The following is a 23,778-nucleotide window of genomic DNA, read 5'->3' on the forward strand; positions in this document are numbered from 1 at the left end:
CCCATGCCACCATTTGTCCCGCTCGCCGAACGGATCGTCGACGCGCTCCTGGCGAGCGATCCCGAACTGGCCCTCTCGGTCGGCGTGCACGGTCTCGACGACCGGTTGCCGGACCGCTCCGCCGACGCGGTGGCCGGCCGGGTGGCGATGCTGCGGGACGCCGCGCACGCGCTCTCCGAGGTCGACGCCGAAGAGCTGGACGTTCCGGAACGGGTCGACCACGCCGTACTCACCGCACTGGTCGACCGGGGGATCTTCGAGCTGACCGAGGTGCGGTCGCACGAGTGGAACCCCCTGGTGCACAACCCCGGACCGCTGCTGTACGCGCTGGTCGCCCGCCCGTTCGCCCCGGCCGACGTACGGCTGGGCAGCCTGGCCGGGCGGCTGGCCGCCGTACCGGACGCGCTGGCCACGGCGCGGGCCGTGCTCCGGGACGTGCCCCGGATCCACGCCGAGACCGCCGCCGGGCAGTTCGAGGGCGCGGCGGCCCTGGTCCGGGCCCAGGTGCCGGCACTGCTGGCCGAGGTGCCCGGGTTGCGCGGCACGGTCGAGCCGGTCGCCCGGGCGGCAGCCCGCGAGCTGGCCGGCTTCGCGGACCGGCTCCGCTCCGGGCTGCGCGACGACCCCGGGCCGGGCCGGGACCCCCGGCTGGGGCGGCGGCTCTGGGAGGCCCGGCTCTGGCACACCCTGGACACCGAGCTCGGTGCCCGGCAGGTGCTCGACTCGGCCTGGGCCAACCTGGAGCGGGTCACCGAGCAGATCCGGGCGGCCGCGGTCGAACTGGTCGGCGGCCCGGCCTCGGACGAGACGGTACGCCAGGCGCTGGCCCTGCTCGGCGACGAGCGCCCGGACAACTCCTCGGTGGTGCCGCTGGCCCGGACGACCCTGCAGGAGGCGCGCGACTTCGTCGCCGACACCGACCTGGTGTCGCTGGTCGACGACCCCTGCGTGATCAGGGAGATGCCGGAGCACGACCGGGGGGTCGCGGTCGCCTACTGCGACGCGCCCGGGCCGCTGGAGTCCGCCACGATGCCGACGTACTACTGCATCGCGCCGACCCCGTCGGACTGGTCGGCGGCCCGGGTGGAGTCGTTCTTCCGGGAGTACAACGACCACATGATCCGCAACCTCACCGCCCACGAGGCGGTGCCGGGGCACTTCCTCCAGCTGGCGCACGCCCGGCGCTACCGGGGCAGCAGCCGCGCCAGGGCGCTCGGCCGTTCGGGGACGTTCATCGAGGGCTGGGCGGTCTACGCCGAGGAGGCGATGGTCGCGCGCGGCTTCGGTGGCCTGGCGGTGCGGTTGCAGCAGCTCAAGATGCAGCTACGGATGACGATCAACGCGATCCTGGACCAGTTGACGCACTGCGAGGAGCTCTCCGAGTCCGACGCGCTGGCGCTGATGACCGGGCGGGGCTTCCAGGAGGAGGGCGAGGCGGCCGGCAAGTGGCGCCGTGCCCTGCTCACCTCGACCCAGCTCTCCACCTATTTCGTCGGCTACCACCAGGTCGCCGGGGTCGCCGCGCGCCGGCCGGCCGGGGTGCCGGTACGGCAGTGGCACGACGCGATGCTTGCGCACGGCTCCCCGGCGCCGCGCCACCTGCCCGCGCTGCTCGGCCTGGACGAGTACGACCTCGCCTGACCTCCACCGGAGCCCTCGCCCGACCTCGACTCTCCGCAGGAGCCCCCGCCCGACCTCGACCGGAGCCCTCGCCCGACCTCGACCGGAGTCCTCGTCAGGTGGGCGACTGGCCCGCCTCCGGGCGCCGGTCGACGACCCCGGCACCGGCGGGCAGGTCGAAGGCGCTGCTCTCCACCGCCTCGCGGTAGCGGCTCAGCGCCACCTCGACATCGGTGTCGTCGACCGTGCCGGTGAAGCTGCCCAACGCGCCCTCGTCGGTGATGCACGCGTCGAAGCCGGTCGCCGGGGCGTCGCTGAGCTGGCCCACCTCCACACAGGTGGCGTGCCGGCCGGCGACGGTGGTGTCGTACTGCCGGATCGTCGCGTCCGGGTCGAGCGCGGCGGCGGTGAGCAGGCCGATCACCACCGGCGGGGTGACCAGACCGCGTTTGTTCATGTCCGTGAAGATCGTGATCGACGGCTTGGCGTTCGCCGGTGGAGGCGCGGTCAGGGTGCACGTCGGCTTCTTCGTGCTGGTGTCGCAGGCCGTGGTGGCGTCGGTGGTGACCGTCAGCTTGCCGCCGGGATAGGTGTACGCCGCGCGCAACGGGTCCTGCGACTGCGAGATCGAGGCGCTCCGGCCGCCCGTGAGCTGGTAATCGGCCGAGTAGGTCAACTCGGTGGACCGATCCAGCCGGGCGGCCAGGTCGTTGACCAGGTCAGCTCGCCCGATCACCCGCCCGGCGTCGTCCAGGGCCTGGCACCCGGAGACCGCCAGTACGGAGATGATCGCCCCCGCGAGCACCCGGAGTGAGATCGACACAGCCGGCATGGCCCACAGCCTTCACGATCGGGTCAAGCGCGCGCAAACCGGTTCCCACGTACTGTGAAGGAAATCCGCAAATGTCGCAGTGGTTCGCGGTCGGCGCCGGGGGCGGAGCCAGCGCCCGGCGCCCCGGGCCCGACCGATAGGCTCCCTGCGGAAGCCTGCGCCGCACCGCCGCGACGGGGACGGACCGCCATCGATAGTCGATCCATCGACTATCGATGGATCGACTTCAATTCTTGAGGAGCAGGACAGTGGCCACCATCGAGGGAATCGTCGCCCGGGAGATTCTCGACTCGCGCGGCAACCCGACCGTCGAGGTCGAGGTCGGGCTGGACGACGGTACGGTCGCCCGCGCCGCGGTGCCGTCCGGCGCGTCCACCGGAGCCTTCGAGGCGATCGAGCTGCGCGACGGCGACTCCGACCGCTACAACGGCAAGGGCGTGGAGAAGGCCGTCGCCAACATCGAGGACCGGATCGTCGACCAGCTCATCGGCTACGAGGCCAGCGAGCAGCGGCTGATCGACCAGAAGATGCTCGACATCGACGGCACCGACGACAAGTCCGAGCTGGGCGCCAACGCCATCCTCGGCGTCTCGCTGGCGGTGGCGAAGGCGGCGGCGAACAGCGCCGAGCTGAGCCTCTTCCGCTACCTGGGCGGACCGCACGCGCACCTGCTGCCGGTGCCGATGATGAACATCCTCAACGGTGGCGCGCACGCCGACTCCAACGTCGACGTCCAGGAGTTCATGATCGCCCCGATCGGCGCGCCCTCCTTCCGCGAGGCGCTGCGCTCGGGCGCCGAGGTCTACCACGCGCTCAAGTCGGTGCTGAAGAAGAAGGGCCTGGCCACCGGCCTCGGCGACGAGGGCGGCTTCGCCCCCGACCTGCCGACCAACTCCACCGCGCTCGACCTGATCGCCGAGGCGGTCGAGAAGGCCGGCTACCGGCTCGGCACCGACATCGTCTTCGCGCTCGACGTGGCCGCCACCGAGTTCTTCTCCGACGGGGTCTACACCTTCGAGGGCGGCACCAAGACGGCGGACGAGATGACCGCCTATTACCACAAGCTGGCCGACGAGTACCCGATCGTCTCCATCGAGGACCCGCTCTCCGAGGACGACTGGTCCGGCTGGGCCGGGCTGACCGCCTCGCTCGGCGACCGGATCCAGATCGTCGGCGACGACCTCTTCGTCACCAACCCGCAGCGGATCGCCCGGGGCATCGCGGAGCGGACCGCGAACGCCGTACTGGTAAAGGTGAACCAGATCGGTTCGCTGACCGAGACCTTCGAAGCGGTCGACATGGCGCACCGGGCCGGCTTCAAGTGCATGATGAGCCACCGCTCCGGTGAGACCGAGGACACCACCATCGCCGACCTGGCGGTGGCCACCGGCTGTGGCCAGATCAAGACCGGTGCGCCGGCCCGCTCCGACCGGGTCGCGAAGTACAACCAGCTGCTCCGGATCGAGGAAGAGCTGGCCGACGCGGCGCGGTACGCCGGCACCGGCGCGTTCCCGCGCTACCGTTCGAACTGACGGGTCAGCCTTCGGGGGAGGGGTGCGACGGCGATGACGCAACGCCGTACGCCGAGCGGGCAGGGCCCGGCTCGACGACCGGATCGTGCCGGCCGGTCCGGTACGCCCAGGACCAGCCGTGGCTCGGGTCGGGATCCGGGGTCCCGAGTCGAGCCACGCCAGGGCCAGGCCAGGGCCTCCGGAGCCAGCCGATCCGCCTCGACCCGGTCCTCCGGCACCGGCCGGGCCGCCGACGGCTCCCGCTCGGGCAGCCGGCCCGCGGCGGCCCGCCGGACCGTCGCGGCCCGGGCCGTGAAGCGGACGTACGCCCAGCACCCCCGGCGCTACACCGGTCGGGCGACCGTCCTCGCCGGGGTGCTGGTGGCGCTGGCGCTCGCGTACACCTATCCGGTGCGGGTCTACCTCAACCAGCAGTCCGACATCGCCCGGATCGAGGCGGCCCAGCAGGCGCAGCGGGAACTCATCGGTGACCTGACCGAGGAGGCGGCGCTCTGGGACGACCCGGAGTACGTGAAGATCCAGGCGAGGGAGCGGTTCTTCATGGTGGTGCCCGGAGAGGCGCCGCTGGTGGTGCTCACCGACCACCGGGGGGCCGCCCGGGACGCCGGAGTCGACCCGAAGACGACCGAACGGGCCCCCGAGCCGTGGTACGACACCCTCTGGTCCAGCGTCCAGGCCGCCAACGAGCCGGACAGGGCGGGCCGGTGAGCGGTTCCCCACCGGCCGGCGTACCCGGTGCGGTCGGTCGTGCCGGCGCGGAGCCGGCGGTGGCTGGTCGTGCCGGCGCGGAGCCGGCGGTGGCCGGTCGTGCCGGCGCGGAGCCGGCGGTGGCCGGTGTGCCGGCACCCGTGCGGGAGCCGGCCACCGAGGCGGACCTGGCAGCCGTCGCCGCCCAGCTCGGCCGGACGCCGCGCGGCACCCGGGCGATCGCGCACCGCTGCCCGTGCGGCCAGCCCGACGTGGTGGAGACCACCCCACGGCTCGCCGACGGCACGCCCTTCCCCACCCTCTTCTACCTGACCTGTCCCCGGGCGGTGGCCGGGTGCAGCCGGCTGGAGTCCGCCGGGCTGATGCGTCAGATGCAGGAGCGGCTGGGCACCGACCCTGAGCTGGCCGAGCGCTATCTGGCGGCGCACCGGGACTACCTGGCCCGGCGGGAGGCGATCGGCACCGTGCCGGAGATCGACGGGACCTCGGCCGGCGGCATGCCGGGCCGGGTGAAGTGCCTGCACGTGCACCTCGGGCACGCGCTGGCCGCCGGCCCCGGCGTCAACCCGTTCGGCGACGAGGTGCTGGAGCTGCTCGAACAGTGGTGGGCCGACGGCCCGTGCGTCGAACCGGTGCCCTCGGCCCGCTCGGCGGAGCCGCCCGGATGACCGGCGGCGAAGCGGCGCCGGTCCCGGCCGAGCTGGTCATCCGGCGGGCCCGGACCGCCGACATTCGCGGGATCCGGGAGCTGATCGACACCTACAGCCCGGAGCGGCGGCTGCTCAGCAAGGCCACCGTCACGCTCTACGAGGATGTCCAGGAGTTCTGGGTCGCGGTCGATCCGGCGGACGAAAGGGTGATCGGCTGCGGTGCCCTGCACGTGATGTGGGAGGACCTCGCCGAGATTCGGACGGTGGCGGTGCACCCGGAACACCGGGGGCGCAAGATCGGCCAGCGGATCGTGGCGGAGCTGCTGACCACCGCCCGGGAACTGGGCGTCACCCGGGTCTTCGTACTCACCTTCGAGACCCGGTTCTTCGCCGCCTTCGGTTTCGTCGAGATCGACGGGGCGCCGGTGCCGCAGGTGGTCTACGAGCAGTTGCTCCGCTCCTACGACGAGGGTGTCGCCGAGTTCCTCGGCCTGGAACGGGTCAAGCCGAACACCCTCGGCAACAGCCGGATGCTGCTCAGACTCTGACCACTCCGATCAGGCGTGGACGACTCCGGCGCGGACGCCGTGTCGCCGCGACTGGCGACGACGTAGGGTGAAGGACGACGTAGGGTGAAGATCGTGACGAACCGGGTGGCTGCGATCGACTGCGGCACGAACTCGATCCGGCTGCTCGTGGCCGACCTGCCGGACCCGTCCGCCGGGCCGGAGGCCGAGCTGGCCGAGGTGGTCCGGCGGATGGAGATCGTCCGGCTCGGCCAGGATCTCGACCGGACCGGCCGGCTGTCGGCGGAGGCGCTGGACCGGACCCGGCAGGCGCTGGTCCGGTTCTCCACCCGGATCGAGTCACTGGGTGTGTCCCGGATCCGCATGTGCGCCACCTCCGCCTCCCGGGACGCCTCCAACGCGGGCGAGTTCCGGTCGATGGTGGTGGACACGCTCGGCGTCGAGCCGGAGGTGGTGACCGGCGAGGAGGAGGCCCGGCTCTCCTTCACCGGCGCCGTACGCGGACTCGGCGACGACGTCCGGGGGCCGTACCTGGTGGTCGACATCGGCGGCGGCTCGACCGAGTTCGTCGTCGGCGGGCGGCCGGCCGGTGGCGGTTCGGCAGCGGTGGACGCGGCGGTGTCGGTGGACATCGGCTGCGTCCGGATGACCGAGCGGCACCTGCACGACGATCCGCCGACGCCGGAGCAGTTGGCGGCGGCCGAGGCGGATATCACCGAGGTGGTGGACCGGGCGCTGGCGGCGGTGCCGGGTCGGGCCGCGGCCACCCTGATCGGGCTGGCCGGCTCGGTGACCACGGTCGCCGGGATCGCGCTGGGCCTGCCGGAGTACCGCCCCGACCGGATCCACCACGCCCGTGTCCCGTACGACGACGTGGTGAAGGTGACCGCCGACCTGCTGGCCCGGTCGTCGGCGGAGCGGTTGACCATCCCGGTGATGCACCCGGGCCGGGCCGACGTGATCGGGGCCGGTGCCCTGGTGCTCAGGATCATCATGGAGCGGGCCGGGATGACCTCGGTGATCGCCAGCGAGCGGGACATCCTCGACGGCATCGCATACTCCCTCGTGGAGACCCTGTAACGCTTCGGAACGAGGCTATTTCCCGGAAGTAGTGCCCTTCACCGCTGGCGAGGCCACTCTTTCCCAGAAGTAGGGCGGGCTCTTCGCTTGTCCACAGGGGAGGGGGTTGTGCACAGGGGGTTGGGTGGGGGTCGCGGGGGTGGGTGGGATTGGTCAGCCTGTCGGGATGTCCAGAGCGGCTCGACGCCCGCCGCAGCTGCGCGGGCGCATCTTTCGTGGCTCGCAGGCCGTCGCCCATGGCCGTGCTGTACGGCGTCACGAACCTCACCGAGCAGGACACGCCGGTCGAGGTGGTGGTGCCGTCCAATATCCGGTTCGGTCCGATGGCCGGGCTCCGGGTGCACACCGTGGACCTGGCGCCCGACGACGTCCTCGCCAGACAGGGGATTCCGGTGACGACCCCGAAGCGCACCTGCTGGGACCTGGCACGCTGGGTCGATCTCGTCGAGGCCGTCGCGCTGGTCGACCAGTTTCTCGCCCGCCGGATCGTCACCACCCCGGAACTGCGGGACCATGCCCTGCGCCGCACCGGCGACCGAGGGTGGCGACTCATGCTCCGCGTCGTCGACCTGGTCGATCCCGGTAGCGAGTCCCCGCAGGAGTCCCGGCTCCGGGTCCGGCTGGTTCTCGCCGGAGTACCCCGGCCGGAGACCCAGTACGTCGTCCAGGACCGGCGAGGGTTCGTGGCCCGGGTCGACCTGGCCTGGCCGGACGTCAGGGTCGCGGTCGAGTACGACGGACTCTGGCACAACGACTCGGCACAGTTCCACCGCGACCGGCAGCGACTCAACCGCCTCCTCGGCAGCGACTGGCTGGTCCTGCACGTCACCGCCCAGCGCCTGCGCGACGACTTCGACGGCATCGTCACCGAGCTGCGCGCCGCGCTCCGCCGCCGCAGTCCCACCCGCTGACCGCAAGGTCGACACAACTTCCGGGAAAGAGTGGTTTCCAAGCCGTCGGAAGGCACTCTTTCCCGGAAATAGTGCCCGTCATCAGGGGTTGGGGTAGTGCACGCCGGTGAGTTGTTCCGACAGCGTCCAGAGGTGGGCGGCAGCCGCGTCGTCCAGGGCGCTGGCGGGGAGCCTGGCGAGGGCGGGGCCGCCGCGTAGTTCCGCGAAGCCGTCCGGGCCGTAGTATCCGGCACCCTCGGCGGCCGGGCTGGTCGCGGCATAGACCGCGGGCAGGGCGCCGGCCGGGATCTCCTGCCACACCAGGGGTGCCAGGTAGAGCAGCCGGTTCCGGACCCGGTTGAGCCGCAGCGAGCGCCCGCCGTGGGTCGGCCCGGTCACCTGAAGGTTGGTGATGGTGGCGCCCGGATGCGCCGCGTTGCTGAGGATGCCCCACCCGGCGGCGTCGGTGCGTCGTTGGAGCTCCCGGGCGAAGACCAGCATGGCGAGCTTGGAGAGCCCGTACGCGCGCACCGGCTGGTAGTGGCGCTCACCCTGGAGATTGTCGAAGTCGAACCGCCCGATCCGGCTCATCAGGCTGCTGATCGACACCACCCGGCCGGCACCGGCGGCACGCAGCAGCGGGAGCAGGTGACCGGTCAGGGCGAAGTGTCCGAGATAGTTGGTGGCGAACTGGAGTTCGTACCCGTCCTCGGTGAGCGCCCGGCGGCGCGGCGCCATGATCCCGGCGTTGTTGACCAGGATGTCGACCGGCCGCCCCTGCCCGGTCAGCTCCGCGCCGAGCGCCGCCACGCTGGCCAGCGAGGCCAGGTCGAGATGCTGTAGCCGCAGCGTCGCCTCCGGCACGTCGGTGCGGATCTCGGCGATGGCCCGGTCGCCCTTGGCCTGGTCGCGTACCGCGAGGACCACCTCGGCGCCGGCCCGGGCGAGCCGATGGGTGACGCCGAACCCGATCCCACTGTTCGCCCCGGTCACCACCGCGAGCCTGCCGGTGAGATCCGGTACGTCGATGTCGGGCGTGCGATGCGGCATCCGATCAGTATCGAGGGTGATCCGACGTCCGTGGGGGATCTCGCGGCGCGGGACTGCCGACGGTTACCTCCGATGGCCACTCGGGGCCGGCGGCTGTTCGAGCCGCCACCTCGGCCGGGTCCCGCCCGGGATCAGGCCGGAGCATTGCCTGTCGAACGGTGCGGCCATTCTCCGGCAGTGAGACCATTTCCCAGCAGGAGTACCGACCGTTTCCGGTAGGAGTACCGAACGTTTCCGACAGGAGTTCCGACAGGAGTACGGAACGTGACCGCCCGGCCGGTGCCGTGCGGGATTGTCGGTGGTGGCTGCGAGCATGTGGGCATGGACCGGATCTTGACTCGACAGCAGGCCTCGGACGCGGTCGGTGACCGGGGGTGGCGGTTCCTGCTGGGCACGTTGCAGACGTCGGTCGTGGTCGGGTCGCTGGCCCAGGCGGCCGAGGTGGCCGCGCGGGTGATCGCGGTGTGCGGCAGCGACGCCGACGGGCACCTGCGCGTTGACATCCGGCCCGAGCGGGTCGTCCTCGGTCTGCAGTCGCGGGCCCGGGAGGCGGTGACCGCTCGCGACGTCGACCTCGCGGGTCGGGTCTCCGCCGCCGTTCGCGAGGTCGGGCTGCGGACGGAGCCCGGGATCGCCAGCGGTGCGGTGCGATCCGTCCAGCTTCTGGAGATCGCGATCGACGCGCTGGACATCACGGCGGTGCGGCCGTTCTGGAAAGCGGTGCTGGGCTACACCGACGAGGCCGGTGCCGGTGGCCCGGAGGATGCGGTCGTCGATCCGGTCGGGCAGGGCCCGGCGGTCTGGTTCCAGCAGATGGATCAGCCGCGACCGCAGCGCAATCGCATCCACCTGGATGTCTGCGTCCCGCACGACGAGGCGGCCCGGCGGATCGAGGCCGCGCTGGCCGCCGGCGGTCGGCTCGTCTCCGCGGCCTCGGCTCCCGCTTTCTGGGTCCTCGCCGACGTCGAGGGCAACGAGGTCTGTGTGACGACCTGGCAGGGCCGTGATGCCTAACCGACCCGGAACGCGACGCAGCCGCCCCCGGGCGACCCGGGGTCCTTGCCGACGGGGTCCTTGGCGATGGCGTTGACCAACAGTTCGCCGCACTGTGCGACGGTGCGCAGCTCGTCGTCGGTGAGCCGGTCGAGGACCCGGCGCATCTTCTCGGCACCGGCCGTGACGAACCGGTCGACCAGGTCGCGGCCCTGCCCGCTCAGCGCGATTCGGCGTACCCGGCGGTCGTGCGGGTCTTCGCGGCGGGTGACCAGGCCCTGCCCGACCAGCCGGTCCACCATCCCGGTCATGGTGGCCAGACTCACGCCCAGCGCCGTGCTGAGTTCCTGGCCGGCGATGCTGCCGTGTGCCGAGAGCACCAGCAGCGCCTTGAGCTGCGGCAACGTCAGATGCAGCGTGAACAGCGGGTTCGCCGGGTCGTTGGCGAACAGGTGCTGCATTTCTCGTTGCGTGCCCATGATCTGGGCGATGAGATCGTCCCGGGCACCCATCGGTTCCTCCAGAGCAACGAGACGGCAGCACCGGTCGGCCGCAACGCGGTCGCGCCTCCACGGTGAGCGGAGGCTATCAGGGAAGTACCGGCCCCAGAATACTTCGCTGTGGGCGAACTGTTAGTGTCGGCCGAACTTTATGTCTACGGGGGAAAGGAGCTGGCCGCATGTCCGTGGCCGTCCAACCTGACGCCGGGAGCGACAAGCTCGATCCCGGCGTCCTGAAGGTCGCCGGGGTGGTGGTGCTCGGCGCCATCATGTCCATCCTCGACGTCACCGTCGTCAGCGTCGCGCTCCCCACCTTCCAGCGCGAGTTCGACGCCAGCTACGCCACCGTCGCCTGGACGATGACGGCGTACACCCTGGCCCTGGCCACCGTGATCCCGATCACCGGCTGGGCCGCCGACCGGTTCGGCACCAAGCGCCTCTACCTGATGTCCCTGGTGCTGTTCCTCGGTGGTTCGGCACTGTGCAGCGTGGCCTGGGACATCGGGCCGCTGATCCTCTTCCGGGCTCTACAGGGTCTCGGCGGCGGCATGCTGATGCCGCTCGGTATGACGATCATGACCCGGGCCGCCGGCCCGCAGCGGATCGGCCGGGTGATGGCCGTGCTCGGCGTACCGATGCTGCTCGGTCCGATCGGCGGCCCGATCCTCGGCGGCTGGCTGATCGACGCGGCCTCCTGGCACTGGATCTTCCTGATCAACGTGCCGGTCGGCATCGTCGCCTTCCTCTTCGCGCTGCGGGTGCTGCCCAAGGACGAGCCGCAGCCCTCCGAGTCGTTCGACTTCCTCGGCATGCTGCTGCTCTCGCCGGGTCTCGCGCTGTTCCTCTACGGGGTCTCCTCCATCCCGGAGGCCGGCACCGTGGCCGCCGCCAAGGTGCTGGTCCCGGCGATTATCGGCCTGGTCCTGATCCTCGCGTTCGTCCTCCACGCGCTGCGCAAGCACCACCCGCTGATCGACCTCGGGCTGTTCAAGAACCGCAACCTCACCATCTCGGTCGTCACGATGACCCTGTTCACGGTGGCGTTCATGGGTGCGATGCTGCTGCTGCCCAGCTACTTCCTCCAGGTACGCGGCGAGGACACCCTCAACGCCGGCCTGCTGCTGGCCCCGCAGGGCATCGGCGCGATGCTCACCATGCCGATCGCCGGCCGGCTGACCGACCGGATCGGCCCGGGCAAGCTGGTGCTCGGCGGTATCGTGCTGATCGCGCTCGGGCTCTCCCCGTTCACCCAGATCACCGCCGACAGCTCGTACTGGCTGCTCCTCGGGGGTCTGTTCGTGATGGGCATGGGGATGGGCATGACCATGATGCCGATGATGTCGGCGGCGATGGCCAGCCTCACCCACCAGCAGGTCGCCCGGGGCTCCACGATGATGAACATCGTCCAGCAGACCGCCGGGTCGATCGGCACCGCCGTGATGTCCGTGATCCTCACCAACCGGGTGCTGGAGAGCCAGGCGGCCACCGCGTACAGCGCGGTCACCCAGGGGCAGGTGCCGCGCGAGGCGGTGCCGCCGGAGGTGCTCGCCCAGGGGCAGGCGTCGCTGGCCGACGCCTTCGGCCAGACGTACGTCATCGCACTGGTGTTGATCGTCCTCTGTGTCATCCCGGCGCTGCTGCTGCCGCGCAAGCGGATCGAGCCCACCTCGCCGGAGCAGGCCGAGATGCCCGTCCCGGTCGCCATGCACTGACCCGCACCCCGGAGCACCGCTCCGAGCACCGCGAAGCCCTTCCGCCGGAACCGGCGGGAGGGCTTCGTCGTCCGCGCACCCCCTGAACGGGGGGAAACAGCGTCTTCCACAGGGTTACTTCCGCCTTGTCCGGGTACCCGGGCGGGGAAAGTGGAGGAGAGGATCGATGACGACCACCGCGGACGACGTACGGGCCGGTGCCGCGCCGGCCAGCCTCAGGTTGCCGGGGATCGTGCTCGGGGTGGGGCTCGGCGGATTCGTCGACGGCATCCTGCTGCACCAGATCCTGCAATGGCACCACCTGCTCAGCAGCACCGACACCGACAACATCGGGGTGCGGTACTACGACCCGAAGACCGTGCCCGGGCTGGAGATGAACACGGTGTGGGACGGGATCTTCCACGCCGTGTGCTGGCTGGCGGTGCTGATCGGGCTGGCCATCCTCTACTCCCGGGTCACGCGTGAGCGCCGCCGGGTCTGGACCTCCCGCGTCCTGTGGGGCTGGATCCTGGTCGGCTGGGGCCTGTTCAACCTCGTCGAAGGCATCCTCGACCACCACATCCTCGGCATCCACCACGTCTATCCCGGCCCGGACCAGCTCTGGTGGGACATCGTCTTCCTCGTCCTCGGCGCGCTGCTCGTCGCCGGCGGATGGCTGCTCCAGCGCGGCGGACGTTCCTTCGAGCCCGCGGTACCCGGCGACCGGCGGGCGGACCGGAACGCCTGATGGACCATGACACCCACCACATGCCGGAGCATGGGGCGGGCAGCGGTGCGCTCGGGGTGGTGCTGCCGGCCGTCGCCCTGCTGCTCTGTGCCGGCCTGTACCTCTACCTGGCCCACCGGGCACGGCGGCGCAACCCGGCACGGGGCTGGAGCCGGTGGCGCACTCTCAGCTTCGGCGCCGGGCTGCTCCTGCTGGCGGCCGGGCTGCTGCCGCCGATCGCCTCGCTCGCGCACACCGACTTCCGTGGTCACATGGTCGCGCACCTGCTGGTCGGCATGTACGCCCCGCTCGCCCTGGTGCTCGGTGCCCCGGTCACTCTGCTGCTGCGTACGCTGCCCGCGAGCCACGGCAGGCGGCTGACCGCCGTCCTGCACAGCCGTCCGGCCCGGGTGTTGAGCCATCCGGCGATCGCCTGGCTGCTCTCCACCGGCAGTCTCGTGCCGCTGTACTTCACCCCGCTGTACAACGCCACGGCGAGTCATCCGGCCGGGCACCGGCTGCTGCATCTGCACTTCCTGCTCGCCGGCTGCCTGTTCGCCCATGTCGTCGCGGGGCCCGATCCCGCACCCGCCCGGCCCGGCGTCCGTACCCGTCTGGTCTACCTGGGGTGCGGAATCGCCCTGCACGCCGTCGTCTCGCAACTGATCTACGGCGGCTACTGGGTCCACATCGCCGCCCCCGTCTCCGAGGTGCGAACCGGCGCGGAGCTCATGTACTACGGCGGCGACATCGCCGAACTGCTGCTTGCCGCAGCCCTGGTCGCCACCTGGCGCCCGGTGCGTCGCCCCGCGCCGGCGGGCCGCGCCACCGCCACGCTACTGCCGCGTTGACGGTACTGCGCATTGGACAGTAGTATCGCCGCGTGGACACGACCCAGTTGCTCAAAGGCGTGCTGGATCTCGCGGTCCTGGCCGTGCTGAAGGACGAGGACGGCTACGGCTACGACATCATGCGCCGGCTTCGCACCGCAGGGCTCGAGGAGATCGGCGACGCCTCGGTCTACGGCACGTTGCGCCGGCTCTTCCAGGCCGGCCTGCTCACCACCTACGTGGTGCCCAGCGAATCGGGCCCGCACCGCAAGTACTACGCGCTCAACCCGGCGGGGCGGGACCAGCTCCGCCGCTCCGGTAAGGTCTGGCGTTCCTTCGCCACCACGATGGACACGCTGCTCGACGACGAGGGGATGGCGGCATGACCGGCACCGAGCAGGAGATCGCCCGGTACGTCGGGCAGGTCCGCGAGGCGCTGGCCGACCTGCCGCCGCCGGTCCGCAACGAGCTGCTCGAAGACCTGCCCGAGCACCTGACCGAGGTGGCCGCCGAGGCGGAGGGGTCACTCTACGAGCGGCTCGGCCCGCCCGAGGCGTACGCGATGGAGCTGCGTACCGCCGCCGGGGTCCGCCCGCCGGCCAGCGCCGCCAACCTGGACCAGCGGATCGGCGCGGCGGTCCGCAGGGGCCGGGAGCGGATCCGTGCCGCCGACACCCGGCTCGGCCCGGTCCTCGGCTATGCCCGGCTCAGCGACTTCCTCCGGCTGCTCCGCCCCGCCTGGTGGATCCTGCGCGGCTACCTCGCCGCGATGCTGATCACCGTGCTGCTGACCGGAACCTCGTTCGGACTGCTGCCCCGGCTCGGCGGCAGCAGCCTGGCCGCGCTGCTGCTGCTCGCCGCGACCATCACCGCCTCGGTCTGGCTCGGTCGGCGTACCGACCGGATGGGTCCGCGCCCGAGGTTGGTCCTCAACCTGGGCGCGGTCCTGCTGGTCCTCTTCGGTCTGGCCGGCTTCGCCGAGCTTGACAGCCGGGTCGGCAGTGGCGGCAACACGATGCCCTACGAGCACGTCTACACCGACCAGTACTCCGGAGTGCAGGACGTCTACGTCTACGACAGCCAGGGCCGGCTGCTGGAGGGGGTACGCCTCTTCGACCAGAACGGTGAGCCGATCCGGCTGGGCCACCCGTGGTGTGCGGAGGCGCGGGAACGGATCGTGCCCGGCCCGGACTACGTTGACCCGATCCGGCAGCCGTACCCGTACTGCCCGCAGGGTGCACCGTTCCGGTTCGGACCGACCCCCTCGCCCGCTCCGGAGCCGCCCGCTCCGGAGCCGCCCGCTGCAGAGCCGACGGCTGCAGAGCCGACGGCTTCGGCGGAGCCGTCGGCCACCCCCGGCGGCGCCGCGCCGTCGGTCACCCCGAGCGGCGGGCAGTCGCCGACGCCCACTCCGACCGACTAGACCGCGGAGACCGACTAGGCCGCGAAGACCGAGTAGGCCGCGAACCCGCTCCCCCGGGAGGCGGTCGACGACGTGGCGTACACCTGTGCAACAGGAGGTGTACGCCACGTCGCTGTTGGCTTCCGTCCCCTGTGCCGGGCGTGGCAGGCTACCCGAACACCCGTAATGCAATACCCGGAGCTCCGGACTTTGGGTGGGTAAAACTGTGCGACCAGCCAACGATGACTGACCGACAGGAGGGCCACCGATGGGCGAGATGGTGAGTTACCGGAGTAACGGGGGGACCAGCGAGGGCTACCTGGCGCTGCCGGCGGGCGGCGCGACCGGTCCGGCCGTCATCGTCATCCAGGAGTGGTGGGGACTGGTGCCGCACATCACATCCGTCGCCGACCGGTTCGCCGAAGCCGGCTTCGTGGCGCTCGCCCCCGACCTCTACCACGGCGCCTCCACCACCGAGCCCGACCAGGCCGGCAAGCTGTTGATGGGGCTGGCCATGGACCAGGCGGCCCGGGACATCGCCGGCGCCGCCGACTACCTGGCAGAGCGGCCCGAGGCCGGTGGGGACAAGGTCGGTGCCGTCGGCTTCTGCGCCGGTGGCAGCCTCGCGCTCTGGTCGGCGACGCTCTCCGACCGGATCGTCGCGACCGTGGGCTTCTACCCGGTGCTGCCCTGGGAGCGGATGCGCCCGGAGTGGTCCAACTACACCGGCAAGGCCGCCGTGATCCACTGCTCGGAGGAGGACGGCACCTCGGCCGCCGACGGGGTCAAGGCGGCCCGGCGGGCGATCGAGGCCGCCGGTGGCGAATGCACCGCCCACGACTACCCCGGCACCCGGCACGCGTTCTTCAACGACGACCGGCCCGAGGTCTTCGACCAGCAGGCGGCGTCCAGCGCCTGGGCCCGTACCCTCGAACTCTTCCGGACCCGACTTGGCTGAACCGCGCCGACCCGACCGGGCCAGCCTGCGGTCGCGTACCCCCGGCGACGTGGTCGCCCGCGCACCTCGGGCGGGCGACCTGGCCGAGCTGGACGGCGCCGTCGCCGACTGCTTCGCCTGTCCCCGGCTGGTCGCCTGGCGGGAGGAGGTCGCCGCCGTCCGCCGGGCCGCCTTCCGGCACCAGGAGTACTGGGGTCGCCCGGTCCCCGGCTTCGGCGTCCCGGACGCCCGGATCGCCATCCTCGGGCTGGCGCCCGCCGCGCACGGCGGCAACCGGACCGGGCGGATCTTCACCGGTGACCGCTCCGGCGACGTGCTCTTCGCCGCGCTGCACCGGGCCGGTCTGGCCAACCAGCCGACCAGCGTCGCCGCCGACGACGGCCTCGCGCTGCGACACACCCGGATCGCCGCCGCGGTCCGCTGCGCGCCGCCGGACAACAAGCCCACCCCGGCGGAGCGGGACACCTGCGCACCCTGGCTGCACCGGGAGTTCGACCTGATCAAACCCAGCCTGCGCGTCGTGGTCACGCTCGGCGCGTTCGCCTGGGCGGCGTGGTGGCCGGTGCTCCGCCAGGTGTACGGCGTGCGACCGCCCACCCCGCGACCGACGTTCGGGCATGGGGCACACTGGTCCGGAGGCGAGGCCGTTCCACAGGTGCTCGGCTGTTACCACGTCAGCCAGCAGAACACCTTTACCGGGCGGCTCACACCGACGATGCTGGACGAGGTGTTCACCCGGGCGCGGCGCCTGGCCGGGCTGGACGAGGACGGCTAGACGGCTCAGGGAGGCGGTGCGATGACCGACGGGCACTCCGGTCGTGCCCGCCCGGCACCGCACCCGCCCCGGCCCGGCCTCACCGCTGGTCTGCTCCGGACGCTGTGGCCGCTGGCGGCGGTCGCCGGGCTGCTGGCGCTGGCCGCGCTCGCCGCCGCGCACTCGTCGATCGGATTCACCCGGGTCCAACCGCCGGCCGACATCGTGCCGACGTTCGAACAGCCACTCCCGCCCACCGGCGCGGAGCAGCCGGCCCGCAGCGCCGCACCCGGCCAGCCCGGCGACTACCTTCCGCACTGGGTGCCGTATCTCGGCACCCTGCTCTGCGGCGCCGTGGTGGTGGCGGTGCTGGCCGCGCTGGTCTGGGCGCTGGCCCGGGACCTGCTGCGCCGCCGCCGAGGGCTGGCCCGCCCCGGCGCCCGCAAGCTCCGCAGCGCCGAGCAGACCGCGGAGGAGGTGGTCGCGGCGCTCGACGCCGGCCTGGTCGACCTCTCCGACAGCGACGCCGACCCGCGGCGGGCGGTGATCGCCTGCTGGGTACGGCTGGAGCAGGCCGCCGCCGTGGCCGGGGTGCAACGGCGGCCCGGGGACACCCCGACCGACCTGGTGACCCGGCTGCTCGGCGCCGGCCGGCCGGTCAGCGCCGACGTGCTGGCCGCGTTCGCCGACGTCTACCGCGAGGCCCGGTACGCCACGCACACCGTCGACGAGCGGATGCGGACCCAGGCGCTGACCGCGCTGCGCCGGCTGCGTACCGAACTCACCTCCGGAGGCGACCGGCTGGGCGGGGACGGCGAGCGGGCGACGGCCGAGGGCGGGCAGCGGTGAGCGGCTCCAGCACCAGCATCTTCGACCTGCTCCAGGACGAGGAGGAGCAGCAGCGGCCGACGACCGCCCGCCCGCGCGCCGGCATAGGCGGCTGGCTGCGGCTCGTACTGGCCGCGGCCGGGCTTGCCGCGGCGGTCGTCCTCGGGCTGCGCATGGCCGGGGTCGGTCTCTCCGCCGTCGCCGTCTTCGCCGGCTTCCTCGCCGTGCTGCTGCTGCGCCGGCTCGCCCGGGCCCTCGCCCCGCCACCACCGGTCCCGGTGCGGCTGCGTCGCCCCGCCGACCGGGGCGAGGAGGACGGCAGCTACGACTGGAGCGTCCGGGACGCCCTGGGCAGCTCGGTGCATCGTTGGGAAGCCAAGCTCACCTGGTCGCAGGGGCAGCCGGAGCGGTTCGCCCGGGCGGTGCTGCCGGTGCTGGGCGAACTCGTCGACGAACTGCTCCGGCAGCGGCACGGCGTCACCCGGGCCAGCGACCCGGACCGGGCCCGTGCGCTGCTCGGCGAGCCACTGTGGAACTTTCTCGACACGCCTCCCAAGCGCACCCCGTCGCCGCGCGACCTCGCGGCGATCGTCGCCCAATTGGAGAAGCAATGAAAGAAGCGGACCAGGTCAGCACCCTCGACGTCGGTCGGCTGGCACAGGCCGTACTGGACCAGGTCGGCACGGTGGTGGTGGGCAAGCGCGACGCCCTGGAACTGGTGCTCGCCGGGATCCTGGCCGGCGGGCACGTACTGCTGGAGGACCTGCCGGGGCTCGGCAAGACGCTGACCGCCCGCTCCTTCGCCCAGGCGCTCGGGCTCGACTTCCGGCGGTTGCAGTTCACCCCCGACCTGCTCCCCGCCGATGTCACCGGTTCGTTCCTGTACGACCAGCGGACCGCCGACTTCAGCTTCCGGGCCGGGCCCGTCTTCACCAACCTGCTGCTCGCGGACGAGATCAACCGTACGCCGCCGAAGACCCAGGCGGCGCTGCTGGAGGCGATGCAGGAGAAGCAGGTCTCGGTGGAGGGTGTCACCTACCGGCTGGACCCGCCGTTCCACGTGATCGCCACCGCCAACCCGATCGAGTACGAGGGCACCTATCCGCTGCCGGAGGCGCAGCTCGACCGGTTCCTGCTCCGGGTCTCGTTCGGCTATCCGGGCCACGAGGAGGAGTGGGACGTACTCCGCCGCCGGATGGCCCGCCGCCAGGAGGAGGCGGAGCTGAAACCGGTGGTGAACGCCGAGGTGCTCCGGGCGATGCAGGCGGCCCTGGAGAACGTGGTGGTGGAGGACTCGATCGGCCGATACATCGTCTCGCTGACCGCCGCGACCCGGGAGCACGCCTCGGTACTCGTCGGCGCCTCGCCGCGCGGCTCGCTCGCGCTGCTGCTGCTGGCCCGGGCGATCGCCGCGTTCGCCGGCCGCGACTACGTGATCCCGGAGGACGTCAAGGCGGTGGCGGTGCCGGTGCTGGCGCACCGGATCACACTGCGGCCGGAGATGTGGCTGCGCCGGGTCGATCCGTCATTCGTGGTCAACGAGGTGCTGGAAACCACGCCCGCACCGGCCAGCGGTGCGCTGCCCAGCTACGCGGCCGGGGCGCGCTAGCCGTGAGTTCCTCCGGACCGACCCTGCGACCCGCCGTGCCCGGGCAGCGGGCGGCCGCCCCGGCCACGGCGCCGTCGTCCGGGGAGGCCCCGGCGGACTGGGTCCCGACCCGGGCACTCGGCCGGGCGGTGCTGCTCACCGGGCTCTTCCTGGTGGCCGGCGCGCTGCTCGGCCGGATCGACTTGGTGGTGTTGGCCGCACCGTTCGCGCTCGGCACCGCCTACGCGCTGCGCCGCCGCCCGGTGCTGCCGCCGGAGATCGGGATCGAGGCCGACGACACCAACCTGGTGGAGGGGGGCGCGCTGGTCGGCGGGATCAGCGTCGGCAACCCCGACGACGTCGGCTACGACCTGGTGCTGGTCCGTACCGTGGTCTCGTCCTGGCTGCGGATCGACGAGGTCCGGTTCGCGCCCGACGGGGCCGGCCCGGAGGATTCCGAGGACGCCTCCGACGCCCCGCCCCGGCCCGGCCGGCGGGACGCCACCGACCGCCCCTACGGCTTCACCGTGCCGGCCGGCACCGTCGCCGACCTGGAGCTGCGGGGCGCGACGCTGCGTTGGGGCCGGCACTCGCTCGGGCCGGCGGCGGTGCGGGCGATCGCCTGCGACGGACTGCTGGCCAGCCAGACGGTGCCCAGCGAGGCCCGCCCGGTGCCGGTCTATCCGGTCACCGAGCCGTTCGACGCGGACGAGGCGATGCCCCGGGCCGCCGGCCTGGTCGGCGGGCACCGGTCCCGGCGCCCGGGCGAGGGCGGTGAGCTGGCCGGGGTACGCATCTTCGGGCCGGGTGACCGGCTGCGCCGGATCGACTGGCGGGTCTCGCTGCGGGCCCGGCAACTGCACGTGGCGGCGATGCTCTCCGACCGGGACGCCGAGGTGGTGCTGCTGCTCGACGTGCTGGCCGAGGCCGGCCGGTCCGGCGGGATCCGGGGCAGCGCCTCGGTGCTGGACACCTGCGTCCGGGCCGCCGCCGCGATCGCCGAGCACTACCTGCACCGTGGCGACCGGGTCTCGCTGCTGGAGTACGGCCCGTCGGCCCGTCGACTCCGTCCGGCGACCGGCCGGCGGCAGTACCTGACGCTGCTGGAGTGGTTGCTCGACGTCCGGGTCGAACAGTCCCCGCACGAGCCGTACGACCAGGTCTTCGGCCCGCAACTGCTCTCCTCCAACGCCCTGGTGGTGGTGCTCACCCCGCTGGTGGACCCCCGGTCGGCGGCGATGCTGGCCCGGCTGGCCCGGTCCGGCCGGTTCGTGGTGGCGGTGGACACCCTGCCGCAGGCGGCCGCGCCGCCGAAGCGGGGGCAGTGGACCGAGGTGGCGCACCGGCTCTGGCGGTTGGATCGGGACATCACGATCGGGCAGCTCCGCGAGCACGGGGTGCCGGTGGTGACCTGGGCCGGTGCCGGCAGCCTCGACCTGGTGCTCCGGGACGTCGCCCGGCTCGCCTCCGCACCCCGGCCGGCGCTGCGGTGAGGGCCGGCATGTCGAACGGAGAGCCGCCGTGGTGAGCCGGATCAGGGAGCTCTACGCCGCGATCGCCCGGATCACCCTGGTGCCGCTGCTGGTCCGGGTCGGTGTCTTCGGCTGCGCGCTGCTGACGCTGCTGCTGGCGTACCCGTCCCGGCCGTCCGATCCCCGGCTGCTCGGCCTGCTGGCGGTGGCGGCGCTGGCGCCCGCGGTGGCGCCCCGGCGGAACTGGCCCACCCTGGTGCTGCTGGCCGCGGTCGGCGCCTGGGTGGCGGCCACCGGCTGGTACGACCAGCGGGTGGAGCTGTGGCGGCTGCTCGCCCTGGCCACCTTCCTCTACCTCACCCACACCCTCGCGGCGCTCGCCGCCCTGCTGTCGTACGACGCGGTGGTCGCCCCCGAGGTGCTGGCCCGCTGGGTGGCCAGGGCGCTCGGGGTCGCGCTTGCCTCGGCGGTGCTCTCGATGCCGCTGCTGGCGATGGACGGCCGGTTCGGCGAGCAGAGTTTCGTCGTCGCGCTGCTCGGCGGGCTCGCCCTGGCCGTCTGTGCCGCCGCGCTGCTCGGCTGGCTGTTCCGCCGGAGGTAGCGGCAGTTTTCCCGGCGCGTCCGCCGTGGGTGGCGGCAGTTTTCCCGGCGCGTCCGCCGTGGGTGGCGGCCGGTTTCCCGGCGTTCGGCCAGCCCCGGCGGCACGAGCGGCGCAAACTGGGGTAACCGGGGTCACCTGGCGTCGTCAGTCACAGAAGGGGCATCTGGCCAGCATCCGGAGCCGGGCCGAGGAAGGATAGAGGCGTGAATCCGCAGCGGATCCTTGTGGTGGGCGCCGGTCACGTCGGCCTGTACGCGGCCCTGCGCCTGTCGAAGAAGCTCCGGTCCTGGGAGGCCGAGGTCATCGTCGTCGACCCTCAGCCCCACATGACGTACCAACCCTTCCTGCCCGAGGCGGCGGCCGGCAACATCTCCCCCCGACACGCCGTGGTGCCGCTCCGGCGCGAACTGCGTCGCTGCACCGTCGTCTCCGGCACCGTCACCCGGATCGAGCACGACCGGAAGACCGCCCTGGTGCAGCCGATCATCGGCCCGGCCAGGGAGATCGGCTACGACCACATCGTGGTGGCGCCCGGCTCGGTCTCCCGTACCCTGCCCATTCCCGGGCTGGCCGAGCAGGGCATCGGTTTCAAGACCATCGGTGAGGCGATCTACCTGCGTAACCACGTGCTGGACCGGTTGGACGTGGCGGCGGCCACCACCGACCCGGACGTCCGGCGCTGCGCGCTGACCTTCGTCTTCGTCGGCGGCGGCTACGCCGGCATCGAGGCGTTGGCCGAGATGGAGGACATGGCCCGGGACGCCATGAAGTACTACCCGGAGCTGAAGCCCGACGACATGCGCTGGGTACTCGTCGAGGCGACCCTGCGGGTGCTGCCCGAGGTCGACCGGGACATGGGCGCGTACACGGTCGCGCAGTTGCTGAAGCGGAAGATGGACATCCGGCTGGAAACCCGGCTGGAGTCCTGTGTGGACGGTCTGGTCCGGCTCTCCGACGGGGACAGCTTCCGGGCCGACACCATCGTCTGGACCGCCGGGGTGAGGGCGTCGCCGATGTTGGCCCAGACCGACCTGCCCCGGGACGACCGGGGCCGGGTCACCTGCCTGCCCACCCTCCAGGTGGTCGACGGCGACCGGGTCGTCGACGGGGCGTGGAGCGCCGGTGACTGCGCGGCGGTGCCGGACCTGACCGGCCCGCCCGGAACGTACTGCTCGCCGAGTGCCCAGCACGCGGTGCGGCAGGCGGTCCGGATGGCGGACAACATCCGGGCGGTGATCCGGGGGCGGCAGCCGGTCGAGTACAAGCACAAGCACGCCGGAAGTGTGGCAAGTCTCGGCCTGCACAAGGGTGTCGCCCAGGTCTACGGAATCAAGCTCACGGGGTTGCTGGCCTGGTTCATGCACCGGACGTACCACATGAGCCGGATCCCGTCGCTGAACCGCAAGGTGCGGGTGGTCGTGGACTGGACCCTGGCCTTCGTCCTCCGTCGTGAGGTGGTCGCACTGGGCCAGTTGCACGATCCCCGGGAGGAGTTCGTCGAGGCGAGCACGGCGACTGCCCGGGATGTCCGGCCGCGGAGCGACAGCTTGACCAGGGTCGACCCCCGGGTCTGAGCCCGGCACGTCAGGCTGTGCCCGGCCACGTCCGGGCCGTCGGCCGGGACGGTAACCGGCGGCCGGCCGGCCTCGGGTGGTCGAATGCGCCGGACGTGGATATCCTGTCCCTCCTTGCTGCGTGAGGACGAGGAGTCGACCGTGCCGCCCAATCGCTTCGTCAGCTTCCAGGAGGGAACAATCGCCCCGGTGGTCGTGACCGGGCCCGCTGCCGGTTCCGTCAGGTGAGCGTCGCGGGCGAACTGCGGGCACCCGCGACGCTGGCGGAGGCGACGGTCCTGCAGTCGGCGGTACTCGAAGACCTCCGGTCCGCGGTCAACCACAACCGGTGGCTTCTCGCGCTGTCGGAGCCGTGGCTCGGCGACGACCCCCTCGAGATCGGTTCCGGCCTCGGTGAGGCTGCCGCGATCTGGGCGGCCGACGGCCGCAAGATGACCGCCTCCGAGGCGGACCCGGGGCGGCTGGTGCGGTTGCGGGAGCGGTTCGACGGACATCCCACGGTGCGGGTCCGGGAACTCACCGTACCGATCCGGGAGAGCGCGGACCACTCCGCCGTCATCGCACTCAACGTCCTGGAGCACATCGAGGACGACGTGGCGGCCCTGCGTGACTTCGCCCGGCTTGTCCGGCCGGGCGGACGCATCGTCCTGATCGTGCCGGCCTTCGAGCAGGCGATGAGCAACTTCGACCGGAAGATCGGTCACTTCCGGCGATACCGGGTTCCCACCATGACCGCGACCCTGCGCCGGGCCGGGCTGCGGCCGGTCAAGGTGACGTACGTCAACTCGATCGGGCTGCTCGGCTGGATGCTGCTGGTCAAGGCGCTGAACGGGGAGCCGCGGGAGGGCCTGCCGCTGAAGATCTACGACCGGTGGTGCGTGCCGGTGCTACGCCGGGTGGAGGGGCGGATCCGGGTACCGTTCGGGCAGTCCGTCTTCGCCGTCGCCGAGACCCCGGCGGAGTAGTCGAAC

At 72.3% G+C, this 23,778-nt stretch carries 25 protein-coding genes; 22 read left to right on the top strand and 3 right to left on the bottom strand.

What is annotated here, in order from left to right; translation table 11 throughout:
• Positions 1 to 3 precede the first annotated feature (3 nt).
• Positions 4 to 1,641, top strand: a complete 1,638-nt coding sequence (locus EV371_RS11900) for a DUF885 family protein (protein ID WP_130462097.1) — start codon at positions 4 to 6, stop codon at positions 1,639 to 1,641.
• Between the two features lie 94 nt (positions 1,642 to 1,735).
• Here the strand turns inward: EV371_RS11900 and EV371_RS11905 are convergent, their stop codons facing one another.
• Positions 1,736 to 2,452, bottom strand: coding sequence for a hypothetical protein (locus EV371_RS11905; protein ID WP_130462098.1), 717 nt, complete (start codon positions 2,450 to 2,452; stop codon positions 1,736 to 1,738).
• Between the two features lie 248 nt (positions 2,453 to 2,700).
• Here EV371_RS11905 and eno point away from each other — a divergent pair, with 248 nt between their 5' ends.
• From eno to EV371_RS11935, 6 genes are all read left to right on the top strand, one after another.
• The gene (gene eno, locus EV371_RS11910) at positions 2,701 to 3,984 is read left to right on the top strand and encodes a phosphopyruvate hydratase (protein WP_130462099.1); all 1,284 of its coding nucleotides are present in this window, start codon (positions 2,701 to 2,703) and stop codon (positions 3,982 to 3,984) included.
• Between the two features lie 33 nt (positions 3,985 to 4,017).
• The gene (locus EV371_RS11915) at positions 4,018 to 4,692 is read left to right on the top strand and encodes a septum formation initiator family protein (protein WP_130462100.1); all 675 of its coding nucleotides are present in this window, start codon (positions 4,018 to 4,020) and stop codon (positions 4,690 to 4,692) included.
• Between the two features lie 89 nt (positions 4,693 to 4,781).
• On the top strand, positions 4,782 to 5,360 hold the full coding sequence (locus EV371_RS11920) for a DUF501 domain-containing protein (protein ID WP_130465837.1): 579 nt from the start codon (positions 4,782 to 4,784) through the stop codon (positions 5,358 to 5,360).
• Entirely contained in the window at positions 5,357 to 5,890 is a 534-nt protein-coding gene (locus EV371_RS11925) for an amino-acid N-acetyltransferase (RefSeq protein ID WP_130462101.1), read from the top strand. The genes EV371_RS11920 and EV371_RS11925 overlap by 4 nt, the downstream gene beginning before the upstream one ends.
• Before the next feature lie 105 nt (positions 5,891 to 5,995).
• Positions 5,996 to 6,949, top strand: coding sequence for a Ppx/GppA phosphatase family protein (locus EV371_RS11930; protein WP_130465838.1), 954 nt, complete (start codon positions 5,996 to 5,998; stop codon positions 6,947 to 6,949).
• Between the two features lie 236 nt (positions 6,950 to 7,185).
• On the top strand, positions 7,186 to 7,860 hold the full coding sequence (locus EV371_RS11935) for a PDDEXK family nuclease (protein WP_130462102.1): 675 nt from the start codon (positions 7,186 to 7,188) through the stop codon (positions 7,858 to 7,860).
• Positions 7,861 to 7,941: 81 nt separating this feature from the next.
• Here the strand turns inward: EV371_RS11935 and EV371_RS11940 are convergent, their stop codons facing one another.
• Positions 7,942 to 8,889, bottom strand: coding sequence for an SDR family oxidoreductase (locus EV371_RS11940; RefSeq protein WP_130462103.1), 948 nt, complete (start codon positions 8,887 to 8,889; stop codon positions 7,942 to 7,944).
• Positions 8,890 to 9,210: 321 nt separating this feature from the next.
• On the opposite strand from EV371_RS11940, the gene EV371_RS11945 reads away from it, so the two are divergent.
• Entirely contained in the window at positions 9,211 to 9,903 is a 693-nt protein-coding gene (locus EV371_RS11945; protein ID WP_130462104.1) for a VOC family protein, read from the top strand.
• On the opposite strand, the gene EV371_RS11950 is transcribed toward EV371_RS11945, so the two are convergent.
• Positions 9,900 to 10,394, bottom strand: a complete 495-nt coding sequence (locus EV371_RS11950) for a MarR family transcriptional regulator (RefSeq protein WP_130462105.1) — start codon at positions 10,392 to 10,394, stop codon at positions 9,900 to 9,902. The two genes, EV371_RS11945 and EV371_RS11950, sit on opposite strands and share 4 nt — an antisense overlap.
• 167 nt (positions 10,395 to 10,561) lie before the next feature.
• Here EV371_RS11950 and EV371_RS11955 point away from each other — a divergent pair, with 167 nt between their 5' ends.
• The 14 genes from EV371_RS11955 (at position 10,562) to EV371_RS12020 (ending at position 23,772) form a co-directional block, all read left to right on the top strand.
• Positions 10,562 to 12,094 carry a DHA2 family efflux MFS transporter permease subunit gene (locus tag EV371_RS11955; protein ID WP_130462106.1) on the top strand — a complete coding sequence of 511 codons (1,533 nt, stop codon included), beginning with the start codon at positions 10,562 to 10,564 and terminating at the stop codon, positions 12,092 to 12,094.
• Positions 12,095 to 12,260: 166 nt separating this feature from the next.
• Positions 12,261 to 12,821, top strand: a complete 561-nt coding sequence (locus EV371_RS11960) for a DUF2243 domain-containing protein (RefSeq protein WP_130462107.1) — start codon at positions 12,261 to 12,263, stop codon at positions 12,819 to 12,821.
• On the top strand, positions 12,821 to 13,651 hold the full coding sequence (locus EV371_RS11965) for a cytochrome c oxidase assembly protein (RefSeq protein ID WP_130462108.1): 831 nt from the start codon (positions 12,821 to 12,823) through the stop codon (positions 13,649 to 13,651). The genes EV371_RS11960 and EV371_RS11965 overlap by 1 nt, the downstream gene beginning before the upstream one ends.
• Before the next feature lie 32 nt (positions 13,652 to 13,683).
• On the top strand, positions 13,684 to 14,016 hold the full coding sequence (locus EV371_RS11970; protein WP_130462109.1) for a helix-turn-helix transcriptional regulator: 333 nt from the start codon (positions 13,684 to 13,686) through the stop codon (positions 14,014 to 14,016).
• Positions 14,013 to 15,053, top strand: coding sequence for a DUF1700 domain-containing protein (locus EV371_RS11975; protein WP_130462110.1), 1,041 nt, complete (start codon positions 14,013 to 14,015; stop codon positions 15,051 to 15,053). The genes EV371_RS11970 and EV371_RS11975 overlap by 4 nt, the downstream gene beginning before the upstream one ends.
• Before the next feature lie 247 nt (positions 15,054 to 15,300).
• Positions 15,301 to 15,990, top strand: a complete 690-nt coding sequence (locus EV371_RS11980) for a dienelactone hydrolase family protein (protein WP_130462111.1) — start codon at positions 15,301 to 15,303, stop codon at positions 15,988 to 15,990.
• A 49-nt stretch (positions 15,991 to 16,039) separates the two neighbouring features.
• Positions 16,040 to 16,765: a uracil-DNA glycosylase family protein gene (locus EV371_RS11985; protein ID WP_130465839.1), complete on the top strand. Its 726-nt coding sequence runs from the start codon at positions 16,040 to 16,042 to the stop codon at positions 16,763 to 16,765.
• A gap of 21 nt (positions 16,766 to 16,786) precedes the next feature.
• A complete protein-coding gene (locus EV371_RS11990) occupies positions 16,787 to 17,593 on the top strand; it encodes a DUF4129 domain-containing protein (protein ID WP_130462112.1) in 807 nt (268 codons plus the stop codon).
• Positions 17,590 to 18,186, top strand: a complete 597-nt coding sequence (locus EV371_RS11995) for a hypothetical protein (protein WP_130462113.1) — start codon at positions 17,590 to 17,592, stop codon at positions 18,184 to 18,186. The genes EV371_RS11990 and EV371_RS11995 overlap by 4 nt, the downstream gene beginning before the upstream one ends.
• Positions 18,183 to 19,181: an AAA family ATPase gene (locus EV371_RS12000; protein WP_130462114.1), complete on the top strand. Its 999-nt coding sequence runs from the start codon at positions 18,183 to 18,185 to the stop codon at positions 19,179 to 19,181. The genes EV371_RS11995 and EV371_RS12000 overlap by 4 nt, the downstream gene beginning before the upstream one ends.
• 35 nt (positions 19,182 to 19,216) lie before the next feature.
• Positions 19,217 to 20,653, top strand: coding sequence for a DUF58 domain-containing protein (locus tag EV371_RS12005; RefSeq protein ID WP_130465840.1), 1,437 nt, complete (start codon positions 19,217 to 19,219; stop codon positions 20,651 to 20,653).
• A gap of 31 nt (positions 20,654 to 20,684) precedes the next feature.
• On the top strand, positions 20,685 to 21,233 hold the full coding sequence (locus EV371_RS12010; protein ID WP_486484578.1) for a hypothetical protein: 549 nt from the start codon (positions 20,685 to 20,687) through the stop codon (positions 21,231 to 21,233).
• Between the two features lie 203 nt (positions 21,234 to 21,436).
• Positions 21,437 to 22,807 carry an NAD(P)/FAD-dependent oxidoreductase gene (locus tag EV371_RS12015; protein ID WP_130462116.1) on the top strand — a complete coding sequence of 457 codons (1,371 nt, stop codon included), beginning with the start codon at positions 21,437 to 21,439 and terminating at the stop codon, positions 22,805 to 22,807.
• Positions 22,808 to 23,067: 260 nt separating this feature from the next.
• Positions 23,068 to 23,772, top strand: coding sequence for a methyltransferase (locus tag EV371_RS12020; protein ID WP_130465841.1), 705 nt, complete (start codon positions 23,068 to 23,070; stop codon positions 23,770 to 23,772).
• Positions 23,773 to 23,778 lie beyond the last annotated feature (6 nt).

Source organism: Plantactinospora sp. CNZ321 (assembly GCF_004217235.1).

What these genes read in the sequence shown, in the direction of transcription:
- EV371_RS11900 (WP_130462097.1), top strand. Translation starts at nt 4, where the DNA reads ATGCCACCATTTGTCCCGCTCGCCGAACGGATCGTCGACGCGCTCCTG.
- EV371_RS11905 (WP_130462098.1), bottom strand. Translation starts at nt 2,452, where the DNA reads ATGCCGGCTGTGTCGATCTCACTCCGGGTGCTCGCGGGGGCGATCATC.
- EV371_RS11915 (WP_130462100.1), top strand. Translation starts at nt 4,018, where the DNA reads ATGACGCAACGCCGTACGCCGAGCGGGCAGGGCCCGGCTCGACGACCG.
- EV371_RS11925 (WP_130462101.1), top strand. Translation starts at nt 5,357, where the DNA reads ATGACCGGCGGCGAAGCGGCGCCGGTCCCGGCCGAGCTGGTCATCCGG.
- EV371_RS11935 (WP_130462102.1), top strand. Translation starts at nt 7,186, where the DNA reads ATGGCCGTGCTGTACGGCGTCACGAACCTCACCGAGCAGGACACGCCG.
- EV371_RS11940 (WP_130462103.1), bottom strand. Translation starts at nt 8,889, where the DNA reads ATGCCGCATCGCACGCCCGACATCGACGTACCGGATCTCACCGGCAGG.
- EV371_RS11945 (WP_130462104.1), top strand. Translation starts at nt 9,211, where the DNA reads ATGGACCGGATCTTGACTCGACAGCAGGCCTCGGACGCGGTCGGTGAC.
- EV371_RS11950 (WP_130462105.1), bottom strand. Translation starts at nt 10,394, where the DNA reads ATGGGTGCCCGGGACGATCTCATCGCCCAGATCATGGGCACGCAACGA.
- EV371_RS11955 (WP_130462106.1), top strand. Translation starts at nt 10,562, where the DNA reads ATGTCCGTGGCCGTCCAACCTGACGCCGGGAGCGACAAGCTCGATCCC.
- EV371_RS11960 (WP_130462107.1), top strand. Translation starts at nt 12,261, where the DNA reads ATGACGACCACCGCGGACGACGTACGGGCCGGTGCCGCGCCGGCCAGC.
- EV371_RS11965 (WP_130462108.1), top strand. Translation starts at nt 12,821, where the DNA reads ATGGACCATGACACCCACCACATGCCGGAGCATGGGGCGGGCAGCGGT.
- EV371_RS11975 (WP_130462110.1), top strand. Translation starts at nt 14,013, where the DNA reads ATGACCGGCACCGAGCAGGAGATCGCCCGGTACGTCGGGCAGGTCCGC.
- EV371_RS11980 (WP_130462111.1), top strand. Translation starts at nt 15,301, where the DNA reads ATGGGCGAGATGGTGAGTTACCGGAGTAACGGGGGGACCAGCGAGGGC.
- EV371_RS11990 (WP_130462112.1), top strand. Translation starts at nt 16,787, where the DNA reads ATGACCGACGGGCACTCCGGTCGTGCCCGCCCGGCACCGCACCCGCCC.
- EV371_RS12000 (WP_130462114.1), top strand. Translation starts at nt 18,183, where the DNA reads ATGAAAGAAGCGGACCAGGTCAGCACCCTCGACGTCGGTCGGCTGGCA.